General features: G+C 64.7%; 15 protein-coding genes and 1 tRNA gene. 10 read left to right on the top strand and 6 right to left on the bottom strand.

The genetic code is table 11. The features are described 5' to 3' along the window. Positions 1 to 145 precede the first annotated feature (145 nt). The 3 genes from JGU71_RS26675 to JGU71_RS26665 all read right to left on the bottom strand — a co-directional run bounded on the left by JGU71_RS26675 (position 146) and on the right by JGU71_RS26665 (position 4504). Positions 146 to 2182: an ATP-dependent DNA helicase gene (locus tag JGU71_RS26675; protein ID WP_199707959.1), complete on the bottom strand. Its 2037-nt coding sequence runs from the start codon at positions 2180 to 2182 to the stop codon at positions 146 to 148. Positions 2183 to 2587: 405 nt separating this feature from the next. Beyond that, on the bottom strand, positions 2588 to 3166 hold the full coding sequence (locus tag JGU71_RS26670; protein WP_199707956.1) for an isochorismatase family protein: 579 nt from the start codon (positions 3164 to 3166) through the stop codon (positions 2588 to 2590). Positions 3167 to 3193: 27 nt separating this feature from the next. Further along, a complete protein-coding gene (locus tag JGU71_RS26665; protein WP_307829902.1) occupies positions 3194 to 4504 on the bottom strand; it encodes a nicotinate phosphoribosyltransferase in 1311 nt (436 codons plus the stop codon). Between the two features lie 68 nt (positions 4505 to 4572). Here JGU71_RS26665 and clpS point away from each other — a divergent pair, with 68 nt between their 5' ends. The 10 genes from clpS to rdgB all read left to right on the top strand — a co-directional run bounded on the left by clpS (position 4573) and on the right by rdgB (position 11569). Next, positions 4573 to 4905: an ATP-dependent Clp protease adapter ClpS gene (gene clpS, locus JGU71_RS26660; protein ID WP_199707953.1), complete on the top strand. Its 333-nt coding sequence runs from the start codon at positions 4573 to 4575 to the stop codon at positions 4903 to 4905. An 83-nt stretch (positions 4906 to 4988) separates the two neighbouring features. Next, positions 4989 to 5558 carry an oxidative stress transcriptional regulator AosR gene (gene aosR, locus JGU71_RS26655; protein WP_199707951.1) on the top strand — a complete coding sequence of 190 codons (570 nt, stop codon included), beginning with the start codon at positions 4989 to 4991 and terminating at the stop codon, positions 5556 to 5558. A 30-nt stretch (positions 5559 to 5588) separates the two neighbouring features. Further along, positions 5589 to 6668, top strand: a complete 1080-nt coding sequence (locus JGU71_RS26650; RefSeq protein WP_199707949.1) for a P1 family peptidase — start codon at positions 5589 to 5591, stop codon at positions 6666 to 6668. Positions 6669 to 6691: 23 nt separating this feature from the next. Continuing rightward, a complete protein-coding gene (locus JGU71_RS26645; protein WP_199707947.1) occupies positions 6692 to 7114 on the top strand; it encodes a M67 family metallopeptidase in 423 nt (140 codons plus the stop codon). A gap of 39 nt (positions 7115 to 7153) precedes the next feature. Continuing rightward, complete coding sequence (locus tag JGU71_RS26640; protein WP_199707946.1) at positions 7154 to 7426, top strand: MoaD/ThiS family protein; 273 nt, start codon at positions 7154 to 7156, stop codon at positions 7424 to 7426. A 3-nt stretch (positions 7427 to 7429) separates the two neighbouring features. Continuing rightward, complete coding sequence (locus tag JGU71_RS26635) at positions 7430 to 8401, top strand: PLP-dependent cysteine synthase family protein (protein ID WP_199707945.1); 972 nt, start codon at positions 7430 to 7432, stop codon at positions 8399 to 8401. A gap of 42 nt (positions 8402 to 8443) precedes the next feature. Next, positions 8444 to 9169, top strand: a complete 726-nt coding sequence (locus JGU71_RS26630; protein WP_199707944.1) for a rhomboid family protein — start codon at positions 8444 to 8446, stop codon at positions 9167 to 9169. A gap of 123 nt (positions 9170 to 9292) precedes the next feature. Further along, positions 9293 to 10057 (top strand): cyclic nucleotide-degrading phosphodiesterase, encoded by a 765-nt coding sequence (locus JGU71_RS26625; protein ID WP_199707942.1) that lies wholly within the window; start codon positions 9293 to 9295, stop codon positions 10055 to 10057. Positions 10058 to 10107: 50 nt separating this feature from the next. Then, complete coding sequence (gene rph / locus JGU71_RS26620; protein ID WP_199707940.1) at positions 10108 to 10890, top strand: ribonuclease PH; 783 nt, start codon at positions 10108 to 10110, stop codon at positions 10888 to 10890. A gap of 76 nt (positions 10891 to 10966) precedes the next feature. Then, positions 10967 to 11569: an RdgB/HAM1 family non-canonical purine NTP pyrophosphatase gene (gene rdgB, locus JGU71_RS26615; protein ID WP_307829905.1), complete on the top strand. Its 603-nt coding sequence runs from the start codon at positions 10967 to 10969 to the stop codon at positions 11567 to 11569. An 8-nt stretch (positions 11570 to 11577) separates the two neighbouring features. On the opposite strand, the gene JGU71_RS26610 is transcribed toward rdgB, so the two are convergent. The 3 genes from JGU71_RS26610 to JGU71_RS26600 all read right to left on the bottom strand — a co-directional run bounded on the left by JGU71_RS26610 (position 11578) and on the right by JGU71_RS26600 (position 12464). Next, a complete protein-coding gene (locus JGU71_RS26610; protein ID WP_199707937.1) occupies positions 11578 to 11961 on the bottom strand; it encodes a DUF3817 domain-containing protein in 384 nt (127 codons plus the stop codon). After that, on the bottom strand, positions 11961 to 12365 hold the full coding sequence (locus JGU71_RS26605) for a transcriptional regulator (protein ID WP_372433234.1): 405 nt from the start codon (positions 12363 to 12365) through the stop codon (positions 11961 to 11963). Before JGU71_RS26605 ends, JGU71_RS26610 begins: the two co-directional genes overlap by 1 nt. A gap of 17 nt (positions 12366 to 12382) precedes the next feature. Then, positions 12383 to 12464 (bottom strand) — tRNA-Leu (locus JGU71_RS26600). Positions 12465 to 12702: the final 238 nt, after the last annotated feature.

Below are 12702 nucleotides of genomic sequence, written 5' to 3'. Positions count from 1 at the left end.
CGCGCTCGGTCATCTGACGCTCGACCTCACCAAGCGATACCAAGGCAAACTGCACGACGCAGCCTAAAATGTGTCTCGCATGTATCTAGACACATCTGTGCCACATGTATCTAGACAGCACAGTGGTCCCGCCCTCCGGAAGGACTCACGAGCGGCGAAGCCGCTCTAGGGCTTTGCGGACGATCGCCGGGTCGGAGGTCTCCCAGTACGGCGGCAGCGAGGCCCGCAGGTAACCGCCGTAGCGCGCGGTTGCCAGACGTGGATCGAGGATCGCGACCACGCCGCGGTCGTCGACACTTCGCAGCAACCGACCCGTGCCCTGCGCGAGCAACAGCGCAGCATGATTTGCAGCGACTGCCATAAATCCGTTGCCGCCACGGGACTCGACCGCTCGCTGCCGTGCGACCAGAAGTGGGTCGTCCGGGCGCGGGAACGGGATGCGGTCGAGGATGACCAAACTCAGCGACGGACCAGGGACGTCGACGCCCTGCCACAGGGACAGCGTGCCGAACAGCGACGTCGCCTCGTCGGCTGCGAACTTTGCGACGAGCGCGCCCGTCGAGTCGTCGCCCTGACAGAGGACGGGGGTGTCTATCCGCTCCCGCAGTGCTTCTGCCGCGGCCTTCGCAGCCCGCATCGAGGAGAACAGTCCCAGCGTTCGACCGCCCGCCGCCGTGATCAATTCCTCGATCTCGTCCAGATAGGCCGGCGCCAGTCCGTCGCGGCCCGGTGCGGGCAAATGCTTTGCCACGTACAGGATTCCGGACTTCGCATGATCGAACGGTGACCCGACGTCGAGGGAACTCCACTTGATCTTCGTGTCGTCGGACGGCGGCTCGACGGCCGATGCCATCGCCGTGTCGCTGCGTGCGAGGGTCTGAGCAGGTAGACCCCAGTTGATGGCAAGGCCGTCGAACGATCCGCCGACCTGCAAGGTCGCCGAGGTGAGCACGACGGTCGACTCGGCGAACAGGCGCGAACGCAGCAGACCACCGACCGAGAGGGGTGCCATCCGCACGACCCTTCGCGCGGACTTGCCACGCTGCTCGTCGACGGCGAGCCACACCACGTCGCGACGCTTCGAAGGATCGGGTTCGTCGAACGCCGTCAACGCGCGGACGGCCGAATCGTGAACTTCGTCGATTGCTGACAGCGCGGCGTTGCGTGCTGCCGCGGATTCCGGATCCGCGGCAGCCATGCCACGTGTCGGTGCGAGCGCCGTGCGCACCGACCACGCCGAATCGCGGATCAACGCCAGTGCGGCGTCGACTCCGTTCGGCAAGGAGTCCCAGCGTCCGGCGTTCAGTTCGTCGAGTACGCCACCCCATGCTTCGGCCGCGCCCTCGAGGCGGTCCAAGTCCTGCTCTTCGACGAGTTTGGTGCACCGCCTGGCGGCGATCGCTATTGCCGCTTCGCCGAGTTCGGCAGTCGCGACGGCTGTCACCCGGTCGACGAGTTCGTGAGCTTCGTCGATGACGACGACGTCGTGTTCGGGCAGCACCGCGATCCCCGTGATCGCGTCGATCGCGAGCAGGGCGTGGTTGGTGACGACGACATCGGCCTGCGCCGACTTGATGCGGGCGCGCTCGGCGAAACAGTCTTCGCCATAGGAGCAACGCGATTTGCCGAGGCATTCCCGCGAGGTGACGCTGACCTGACGCCACGACCGATCGGTGACGCCGGGCACGACCTCGTCGCGGTCACCGGTTTCGGTGTCGGACGCCCACTTGTTCAGCCGCTGTACTTCACGTCCGAGCCGAGATACTGCGAATGGGTCGAACAGTTGCTCGTCGGGTGGTTCCTCGACGGCGCTGTTGATCTTGTTGAGGCACAGATAGTTGTTGCGACCCTTGAGTATCGCGAACTCGGGTTTGCGTCCGAGTGCAGGTTCGAGTGCATCTGCCAGGCGCGGGAGGTCGCGATCGACGAGTTGGCGTTGCAACGCGATCGTGGCTGTGGAGACAACGACCGTCCGCCCGGTTTCGACAGCGTGACGGACACTCGGAACCAGGTAGGCGAGCGATTTGCCCGTGCCGGTACCGGCCTGCACCGCGAGGTGCTCGCCCGACTCGATGGCGCCGCCCACGGCGGAGGCCATCGTGAGCTGGCTCGCCCGCTCGGTGCCGCCGAGTCCGCGCACAGCGAGCGACAGCAGCTCGGGGACGGACGGAAGTGCGGGCACCGAAGCAGGTTAGCGCCAGTCACCGTCGCGGGTCGCCAGGCCGGGCCGTCGGGAGGTGATTCGAACACAGCCGATCGAGAAGGAATCGGTTCCGCGGCGTTCTTGTCGGTGGCTCGTGAGACGGTTTGCCGTGCTTGGCGATTGCACGTGATTCACCACGAGAGAGGCGCCGATTCCCCATGGCAGCAACGATATTGTGCTTGGTCCCACGTAGCGGATTCACGCTCCGGCTGGCCGGCGGACTGCGTTGGGAGCTGCGCAACCGCGCGGCGTACGGCGAGGGTTGTGTCGTGAACTCGTGGCCACGCTCACAGGCCGAGGACGCGCTCGAACATTGCTACCGCCTCAACGGTTTCGCAACCCGTGAGGCTGCCGCCGACGCAGAGGCGATCGGCAGCCGGCCGATCAGCCCCGAACCGGCACCTCTCCGGTCAGTACGACGCCAGCCGCGCGCATCTGGTCCAAGGCCGCATCGACCGTCTCCTGTGCGACCCCGGCTGTGAGATCGAGCAGCACCCGCGTGTCGAAACTCGCCGCTGCAGCGTCCAACGCGGTCGCTCTGACGCAGTGATCGGTAGCGATACCCACGACGTCGACAGCGCTGATGTCACGGTCACGCAGCCACGACACCAACGTCTCACCGTCCGATCCCGTGCCTTCGAACCCCGAGTACGCCGCAGAGTAGGCGCCCTTCGAAAAGACGGCTTCGACACGTTCGGTCCGCAGGTTCGGGTGAAAATCCGCTCCCGGTGTCCCGACCCTGCAATGGGGTGGCCAGCTGTCCACATAGTCGGGGTTGTCCGAGAAGTGATCGCCGGGATCGACGTGATAATCCCTGGTGGCGACCACGGCGGCATAGTCGGGATTGCCGCTGAGCAATTCGGTGACACCTTTTGCGACCGCGGTGCCCCCGGCAACTGCGAGGGAACCACCTTCGCAGAAGTCGTTCTGGACGTCGACGATGATCAGCGCTTTTCCAGTCATCTAACGTGCCTTTCCAGCCGGCGGGTTCTAGCTCGAGTAGGTGGTCGGGATGGCAGGTTCGCCGCGCGACAGCTTGAGACCCTCCCAGGGCAGGCTCACCAAGCCGCTTGCGACAAGTTCACGGGATTGCTCCAACGTCGGCAGCTCCGGGACCAGTTCACCGCCGCGGACCAACGGCGTCTGCAGTTCCCTGCTCTGGAATTCCCCGCCATCGGGTTGCGGAGAGGCCGCCGGGAAAATCAGTTCCTCCACGATCGTGCCGGTGTCGCGCGACAACCGCACGGCACGCTTCGTCCCGCCGCGGGATTCCTTGTGGCTGCTGCGCTTGGCAACCGGAACCCCATCGACCTCGACCAGCTTGTAGACCATGTCTGCGGTCGGGGCTCCGGAGCCGGTGACCAGCGACGTTCCGACGCCGTATGCATCGACGGGCTCGGCGCGCAAAGCCGCGATCGCATATTCGTCCAGGTCGCCCGACAGCACGATCTTGGTCTTCGTCGCGCCGAGGTCGTCGAGTTGCTGCCTGACCTGCCTGGCAAGAACGCCGAGGTCACCGGAATCGATTCGCACGCCACCGAGTTCGGGTCCGGCGACCTCGATCGCGGTCTTGACGCCCTCGGTGATGTCGTAGGTGTCGACGAGCAGCGTGGTGCCGACACCCTGTACCTCGACCTGAGTGCGGAACGCTTCCGCCTCGCCTGCACCGTCGGTATCGGAATGCAGCAGTACGAAGGCATGTGCGCTGGTTCCGGTGCCTGGCACGCCGTAGCGCCGCACGGCTTCGAGGTTCGACGTCGCGGTGAACCCGGCGAGGTAGGCCGCACGAGAACTCGCGGGAGCCGCGATCTCGTGGGTCCGGCGAGAGCCCATCTCGATCATCGTCCGACCGTCGGCGGCACTGACCATTCGTGCGGCGGCAGAGGCGATCGCACTGTCGTGATTGAGAATCGACAGCGCCAACGTCTCCAACAGCACGCCTTCGGCAAACGTGGCGCGAACGGTGAGGATCGGCGAACCCGGGAAGTAGAGTTCGCCCTCGCGGTAGCCGTCGATGTCACCGGAGAAGCGGTAGTTGCGCAGCCAGTCGAGGGTGCGCTCGTCGAGGAACTTCCCGACGATCTCGAGTTCGGGCTCGCCGAACCTGAATCGAGCAAGCGCATCCAGAAGTCGTGCCGTACCGGCGACGACGCCGTACCTTCGCCCGTCGGGGAGTCGGCGAGCGAAAACCTCGAAGCTGCACCGACGGCTACCGGAACCGTCGGCCAGCGCAGCGGCAAGCATCGTCAGCTCGTACTGGTCGGTCAGCAGCGCCGTACTGGGCGCGGTATCGATTGGCACCAGACCACCTTACGAGCCCGAGCAGGGACGGGTGGTGTCGTCCACGGAGAAGGTCGTACCCTTGATTTATGGCTCTGTGTATGACTTCAACCCCGACGGCGACGCTATCGGCGACTCCACAGGCCACTCCGGAAACAGCAGAGGTCGAAGATGTGCTGGAATCGGAGGACCGGCCGTGGGTGACCGTCGTATGGGACGATCCGGTCAACCTGATGCATTACGTGACCTACATTTTTCAGAAGCTCTTCGGCTACAGCAAAGCCAAGGCAACCGAACTGATGATGCAGGTACACCAGGAAGGTAAGGCTGTCGTCTCCTCCGGTTCCCGAGACAAGATGGAACACGACGTGCGCAGGTTGCATGCCGCCGGGCTCTGGGCCACGATGCAGCGCGACGACTAGCGAACACGTTCGCCGACACCGAAACGAACGTGCGCAGACACATGCCCCGCTTGCCGGGGTGGTAAGGAACAAAGGGACTTCAGTTGCGGACGTGGAGCCGAAAGAATTCGTTGGGTGGAGTGAAGCTTCGCTCCGAGATGGATGCGCGGGAGGCTGCGGTCCTGCGGTCGCTGGTCTCGTCCGTTCTCGGCTTGTTGCAGGAACGAGCAGACGCGACCCCGCAGGACGACCTCGCAGCGCTCACCGGACTTCGGGTCGGCAGCAGTGTCCCACCCGACGACGCGTCGCTTGCGCGTTTGCTGCCCGATTTCTACCGCAGCGAGGCGGATTCGCCCGAAGCAGACAACGCCGATGTCAACGGCGCGCTGCGCAGTCTGCACGAGCCCGAGATCATCGACGAAAAGTTGACCGCGGGCCACATCATTCTCGACACGCTCCCCGCCGAGGGCGGCCGAGTGCTGCTCACGCCCGAACAAGCCGACGCCTGGCTTGCCGGCCTCAACGACGTACGGCTCGCGTTGGGAACGACGTTGGGAATCGACGCGGACACCCCCGACCATCTCGATCCGTCGGATCCACGCGCACCGCATCTGGACGTCTACCACTGGCTCACGTGGATGCAGGATTCGTTGATCGTCGCACTCTCGCCGTAAGACGTTCCCCATCCGAGCCGAGGACGGCATATGAGACCCGGTCCGCACAACTCGATCACCGACGTCGTCGGAGTGCTCGTCGGCCATCACTACAGACGCGACGCCGATGCCACACTCGGGTCGGGCGCCGCGACCGGTTGCACGGTCGTCCGGGTTCCCGGTGGCGCGACCGCATCGGTCGACGTGCGCGGGGGAGGGCCGGGGACCAGGGAAACCGACCTCCTCGACCCGAGCAATTCGGTCCAGCAGGTCAACGCGATCGTCCTCTCCGCCGGCAGCGCGTACGGCCTTGCGGCAGCGGACGGCGTTATGGCCTGGTGTGAGGAACACCGCGAAGGCATCCCGATGGGCAAACCCGACGAGCTGGTTCCGATCGTTCCCGCTGCGGTGATATTCGATCTGCCAGTAGGTGATTGGCGTATTCGCCCGACCGCGGAATTCGGTTATCGCGCGGCCGATGCCGCAGCCGTCGACTTCGAAACGGGTTCGGTCGGAGCAGGCGTCGGCGCAAGGGCGGGTTCGATCAAGGGTGGCGTCGGGACGGCCAGCATCGTCATCGCCGACGGACCTGCGGCCGGGGTCACAGTCGGAGCGATCGTCGTTGCAAACCCGGTCGGGTCCGTGTTCGATCCCCGGACGGGTCTGCCGTGGGGAGCGGGCAGCGACGGCGCGGATTTCTTCGGACTTGTTGCTCCGTCGGCCGAACAACTCGCTGCCGCAAACGATCTGGGTAAGAAGGACACCAGCCTCAACACGACGATCGGTGTCGTCGCAACCGACGCCCCGCTGAGCGCATCGGCATGTCGACGGTTGGCGGTCGCAGCGCAGGACGGGCTTGCCCGCGCCATCCGTCCAGCGCACTCACCGCTCGACGGGGACACCATGTTCGCTGTCGCGACAGGAACTTTCGAGGTCGCGCCGAGCGCAGTGCCCATACCTGCGGCATTCGCGTCGGAACTGCCGTTGACCGACGCGATCTGCGCAGCGGTTGCCGTTGCCGTCGAGCGGGCCATCGTCGGCGCGATACTGACAGCGACGCCGGTCGCGGGAATACCCGCTTATCGTGAGCTGTTGTCGTCGGCGATCGGGTCCGACGGCCCTGACCGATGATCACCGACCACAAGGGGTGAAGTTTGCTCGTCATCAAGGCTGACCTGGTCGAGGCGATGGTCGCGCATGCGCGCGCCGATCACCCGGACGAGGCATGCGGCATCATTGCAGGTCCAGAGGGCTCGGACCGCCCCGAGCGTTTTGTCGCGATGACAAATGCAGAGCGCTCGCCGACCTTCTACCGCTTCGACTCCGGCGAGCAGTTGAAGCTGTGGCGAGCGATGGACGATGCCGACGAGGTCCCTGTTGTGATCTACCACTCCCACACGGCCACGGAGGCGTACCCGAGCCGAACCGACATCTCCTACGCCTCCGAGCCGGACGCGCACTACGTGCTGGTTTCGACCCGTGATCCCGATGTGCACGAACTGCGCAGCTACCGGATCGCCGACGGAGTCGTGACCGAAGAACCGGTCGAGATCGTGTCCGAATATCCGTCCAAGTAATCAACGCAGCTTTTCTCACAGCCGAACCAGGAGCACACCATGTCTGTCACCGTGTCCATCCCGACGATTCTCCGCACGCACACGGGCGGCGAAAAGCGCGTGGAGGCAACAGGTTCCACACTCGCTGCCATCATCGACGACCTCGACGCCAATCACAGCGGGATCAAGGGACGCCTGATCGCCGACGACAAACTGCACCGCTTCGTGAACGTGTACGTCAACGACGAGGACGTCCGCTTTTCCGGCGGGCTCGCCACCGAGGTTGCCGACGGCGATTCGGTCACCATCCTCCCTGCCGTTGCAGGCGGCTGACGCGTGGCGCGGTACGACTCGCTGATTGCAACGCTCGGCAACACTCCGCTGGTCGGTCTGCAGCGACTGTCACCGCGCTGGAACGACGACGCGGACGGTCCGGCGGTCCGGCTGTGGGCGAAGTTGGAGGACCGTAATCCGACGGGTTCCATCAAGGACCGGCCCGCGCTTCGAATGATCGAGCAGGCGGAAGCCGATGGCACGCTCAGCCCCGGAGCGACGATTCTCGAGCCGACAAGCGGCAACACCGGTATCTCGCTTGCGATGGCGGCGAAGCTGAAGGGCTACCGCCTGATCTGCGTCATGCCGGAGAACACTTCGATCGAGCGTAGGCAGCTGCTGACCATGTACGGCGCCGAGATCATCACCTCGCCTGCGGCAGGCGGCTCGAACCAGGCCGTGGCAATGGCGAAAGGTATCGCCGCCGAGCACCCCGATTGGGTCATGCTCTACCAGTACGGCAACGCCGCGAACGCACTCGCGCACTACGAGGGCACCGGCCCGGAACTGCTCGCAGACCTGCCCGAGATCACCCACTTCGTCGCGGGGCTCGGCACGACGGGAACGTTGATGGGTGCGGGTCGGTACCTGCGCGAGCACAAGCCGGACATTGCGGTCGTTGCTGCGGAGCCGCGTTACGGCGAGCTCGTGTACGGGCTGCGCAACATCGACGAAGGCTTCATCCCCGAGCTCTACGACGCCGATGTGCTGACGTCGCGGTTCTCCGTCGGCCCGTTCGATGCGGTGCGTCGGACTCGTGAGTTGGTCGCCGAGGAAGGCATCTTCGCCGGCATCTCGACCGGCGCCATCCTGCACGCGGCACTCGGTGTCGGGCGCAAAGCTGTCAAGGCCGGTACCAGGGCGGACATTGCCTTCGTCGTGTGCGACGGCGGGTGGAAGTACCTGTCGACCGGGGCATACGACGGTACATTGGAAGAAGCGGAAGACCGGCTCGAAGGTCAGCTCTGGGCCTGAGCGAACGCCGCGATCTGGAATGGACGACGAAGGGGCGCGCACATGACGCAAGGGTCTGGAATAGGCGCGTCGTTCGATCCCGACCGGATCGCTGCACTGCGCGCAGCGCTGGATACACCTGGAACCAGAACGACTTCCGGTCCGGCAAGCCCGCCCCCAGGCGTGAAGAAGGCACCACGTAAGCGGGCGTCGTGGCAGACGGCGGCACTGCTCGTCGGCAGCTTCGCGGTCATGCTCTACGTGCTCGAATTCGTCGACGTCGTCGTCCCGAACCATCCTCTCGACCAACTCGGCATCGAGCCGCGCGAGGCGGACGGGCTGTGGGGAATCGCGTTCGCCCCTGTCCTGCACTTCGGCTGGGAACACTTGATCGCCAACACGATTCCCGTCCTGATACTCGGCTTTCTGACGTTGGTCGCCGGCATCGCACGCGGTATCTACGCGACGGCGATCATCTGGGTGGTCGGCGGCGTCGGGGTGTGGCTGACAGGCGGAGCGGGCACCAACCATGCGGGTGCGTCGGTGTTGATCTTCGGTTGGTTGACCTACCTGCTCGCGCGTGGGTTGTTCACCCGCAGCATCACGCAGATTCTCATCGGACTTGCGGTGCTCGCCGTCTACGGCGGCGTTCTCTGGGGTGTGCTGCCAAGCGATTCCGGCGTCTCGTGGCAGGGCCATCTGTTCGGGGCCATCGGTGGCCTGATCGCCGCATGGGCGGTCTCCTCGGACGATCGCGAGGCACGAAAGCGGCGTGCTGTCGCTGCCTGAGCCAGCTGGGGCGTCGCCGCGTACACCGTGCAAAGGTCACATTTGCGACGCTTTTCCTGATGTGTTGCCGACGAATCTGGTCGAAGCTTTTTGGCAGCGCGCCGAGCATGGCAGCATGACGTTATGCGTCTTACCGTGCTCGGCTGTTCGGGCAGTGTGTCCGGCCCGGATTCCCCTGCGTCGGGTTATTTGCTCACCTCTCCGGGCATGCGATCGGTTGTGCTCGAGTTCGGTCCAGGTGTTCTCGGTGCCCTGCAGCGATATGCCGACCCGGGTGAAGTGTCGATCTTCCTTACCCACCTGCACGCCGATCATTGCCTCGACCTGCCCGGACTGTTGGTGTGGCGTCGATACCACCCGAATCCGCCGAAGGGTCGGGCACTCGTCTACGGACCCTCGGATACGTCACTGCGGATCGGCAACGCGTCGGCCGAATACGGCGGTCAGACCGACGACTGGTCGGACACGATCGACATGCATCCCTGGTCGGAAGGTGTCGAAGTCGACTTCGGCGGCGGCAACGTCGTCACGCCGTATCGGATGGACCACCCGCCGGAGTCCTATGGTCTGCGCTTCACAACCGATACCGGCAAGGTCGTCGCCTACACTGGCGACACCGGGGTCTGCACGATGGTCGATGATCTCGCGAGGGGCGCCGACGTGCTGCTTTCGGAAGCTTCGTGGACCCACGATCCCGGGAATCGTCCTCCCGGCATTCACCTTTCCGGTACCGAGGCCGGTCAGATCGCCGCTCGCGCCGGGGTTGGCGAGTTGTTGCTGACCCACATTCCGCCGTGGACGTCGCGTGAAGACGTCATCGCCGAGGCGAAGGCGGAGTTCTCCGGGCCGGTTCATGCGGTGTCGTGCGGGGAGACGTTCGACTTCTGAGATCACGGCCGATCACCGACCCCAACGGTGGACGGTCTAGGCTCCCGTAGGTGTCTAGAAGAGCCGATGGCCGGGCGGACGACGAACTCCGCGAAATTCGCATAACCCGTGGATTCACAAGTCACCCAGCAGGATCGGTGCTCGTAGAGTTCGGAAACACCAGGGTCATGTGCACTGCGAGCGTCGAGACCGACGTTCCGCGCTGGCGAAAGGGGTCGGGCCTCGGTTGGCTCACCGCCGAGTACGCCATGCTTCCCGCCGCAACGCACACGAGGAACGGGCGCGAATCCGTCAAGGGCAAAGTCGGCGGACGCACCCAGGAGATCAGTCGCCTGATCGGTCGGTCGCTGCGCGCGTGTATCGATCTGGCAGCCATCGGTGAGAACACCATCGCCATCGACTGCGACGTACTTCAGGCGGACGGCGGTACCCGTACAGCGGCGATCACGGGTGCCTACGTGGCGCTCGTCGATGCGGTCGCGTACTTGCGTGCCGCCAACAGGCTCAAAGACCCGCAACCCATCTCGTGCGCGATCGCCGCAGTGAGCGTGGGCGTCGTCGACGGTCGGGTTCGGCTCGATCTCCCGTACGAGGAGGATTCACGCGCGGAGGTCGACATGAACGTCGTCGCGACCGATACCGGAACGCTCGTCGAGATTCAGGGCACGGGCGAAGGCGCGACGTTCCCGCGGTCGACGCTGGACAAGTTGCTCGATTCGGCACTGCTCGGCTGCGAGCGGATCTTCGAAGTGCAGAAAGATGCACTCGCACTTCCGTATCCGGGTGAACTGCCGGAACCGGTCGAGCCGCCGAAGAAGAAGTTCGGTGTCTGAGGCGGCTACGCCGCTCGTGAGTCCTTTCGGAGGGCCCGCCCACCAAAAAGACTCACGAGGCGCGCAGCGCCCCGCGATCCTCGTTGCCAGCCGCAACGCGAAGAAGCTCAACGAGTTGCGGAGGGTGCTGACCGAGAGCGGTATCGAGGGCCTGACCGTCGTCGGTCTGGACGAAGTCCAGGCGTTCGACGAGACGCCCGAAACCGGCGCAACCTTCGAGGCCAATGCACTCGTCAAGGCTGTCGACGGCGCAGCCGCAACTGGTTTGGCTTGTGTCGCAGACGATTCCGGCCTGGAAGTCGACGCGTTGAACGGTATGCCGGGAGTGTTGTCGGCGCGCTGGTCGGGCGTGCATGGCAACGACTCCGCCAATACGCAGCTCTTGCTTGCCCAGCTCGGCGACGTCCCCGACGACCGCCGCGGTGCGAAGTTCGTCTCGGCGTGCGCGTTCGCGATTCCAGGAAGCGAGCCGATCGTCGTTCGCGGCGAATGGCCGGGAACGATCGCCCACGAACCGCGCGGGGACGGTGGCTTCGGCTACGACCCGATCTTTGTGCCCGAGTCCGAAACCAGGTCGGCGGCCGAACTCTCACCGAGCGAAAAGGACGCGGCCTCCCATCGTGGCCGCGCCCTGCGATCGCTGGTTGCCGCCCTGTCCGACTACGCGGCGGGCCGCTAGAAACTCCGCTATTTCACGCCGAAGTCGCGCTTGACCTGTGCCGTGCGCTGGTGTTCGACGACGAACGACAGCAACGGAATCGTGCCCGCAAGCAACGTCCCGATCGTGCGCAGCGCTGGCCATCGCACTTTCACCGCGAGATCGATCGTCACGATGAGATACGCGAAATAAACCCAACCGTGGACGATGCCGACCCAGCCGAAGTTGTCGACGTCGAAGCCGTACTTGGCGATCACTTCGACGGTGAGGACGAGCAGCCACAGGCCGGTCGTCCAAGCGAGTACCCGGTAGCGCAGCAGAGCGCCTGGGATCTTCGAGTCGGCCGGGGTAGCGGTCCGATCGGCCGGATCCTGGGTCGACTGCGCCGATGTGACGTTGTCCGGGCTGGCCATCAAGCCGTACTCCTGTCGGTGTCGCCGGCATGGAGCTCGGCGAGATAGCGGTTGTATTCCGATGTTGCGGGATCGATGTCGTCGCTGACGAGCGCGGCAGGTCGCGGCGGGAGGATGTCTGCGGGTATCTCTCGCGCCTGACTTCGGTCGGCGGTGGCGGCAGCGGACTCGGGTTCGGCGGCAACTTCCTCGAGTTGTACGAAGCGGCGGTAGGCATAGACCGAGAAGGCGGCGAACAGGGGCCACTGCAGCGCGTAGCCGAGATTTTGGCCGGTTCCGCCGGTGGCCTCGTAGCGAGTCCACTGCCACCAGCCGAGAGCGAGACACCCGAGTGCGACGAGAACAACCAGCAGAATCAGTGCTGGTCTCCGCCTTCGGGGCAGTCGTCGGGGCAAGCTCGTCACCCCTAAGACGGTACCTGTGCGCGAGGGGGGACTTGAACCCCCACGTCCTTAGACACCAGAACCTAAATCTGGCGCGTCTGCCAATTCCGCCACTCGCGCGAGCGAATCCAAAGATACGCCATGACGACACCTTCGCCGCTTCCGGCTCCAGTCCTGGTAGGGCGCTTTTCGGTCTACTGGTGAGTACGCGATTTCTATATATAACGAATTGATAACAATCAACATGAGGAATCCCTCAGGTTTTAGTCGGTTGTCCACCGCTGTCGCCTGCGCAAACCCGGCTACTCGTCCGTAAGTTACTGGTTCGTTCGTACCACTTTTGTCACCGTTGGAAACA

The sequence above is a fragment of the Antrihabitans stalagmiti genome (assembly GCF_016482825.1).
GTDB classification, from domain to species: Bacteria; Actinomycetota; Actinomycetes; order Mycobacteriales; family Mycobacteriaceae; genus Antrihabitans; species Antrihabitans stalagmiti.
The sequence above is the reverse complement of the archived record's forward strand: the minus strand, read 5'-3'. Positions and strand labels throughout refer to the sequence as shown.

Bases quoted from the DNA above. Each gene is read 5' to 3' on its own strand.
- JGU71_RS26670 (WP_199707956.1), bottom strand. From the start codon at position 3,166: ATGACTGGAAAAGCGCTGATCATCGTCGACGTCCAGAACGACTTCTGC.
- clpS (WP_199707953.1), top strand. From the start codon at position 4,573: ATGGCTCTGTGTATGACTTCAACCCCGACGGCGACGCTATCGGCGACT.
- JGU71_RS26650 (WP_199707949.1), top strand. From the start codon at position 5,589: ATGAGACCCGGTCCGCACAACTCGATCACCGACGTCGTCGGAGTGCTC.
- JGU71_RS26640 (WP_199707946.1), top strand. From the start codon at position 7,154: ATGTCTGTCACCGTGTCCATCCCGACGATTCTCCGCACGCACACGGGC.
- JGU71_RS26630 (WP_199707944.1), top strand. From the start codon at position 8,444: ATGACGCAAGGGTCTGGAATAGGCGCGTCGTTCGATCCCGACCGGATC.
- JGU71_RS26625 (WP_199707942.1), top strand. From the start codon at position 9,293: ATGCGTCTTACCGTGCTCGGCTGTTCGGGCAGTGTGTCCGGCCCGGAT.
- JGU71_RS26610 (WP_199707937.1), bottom strand. From the start codon at position 11,961: ATGGCCAGCCCGGACAACGTCACATCGGCGCAGTCGACCCAGGATCCG.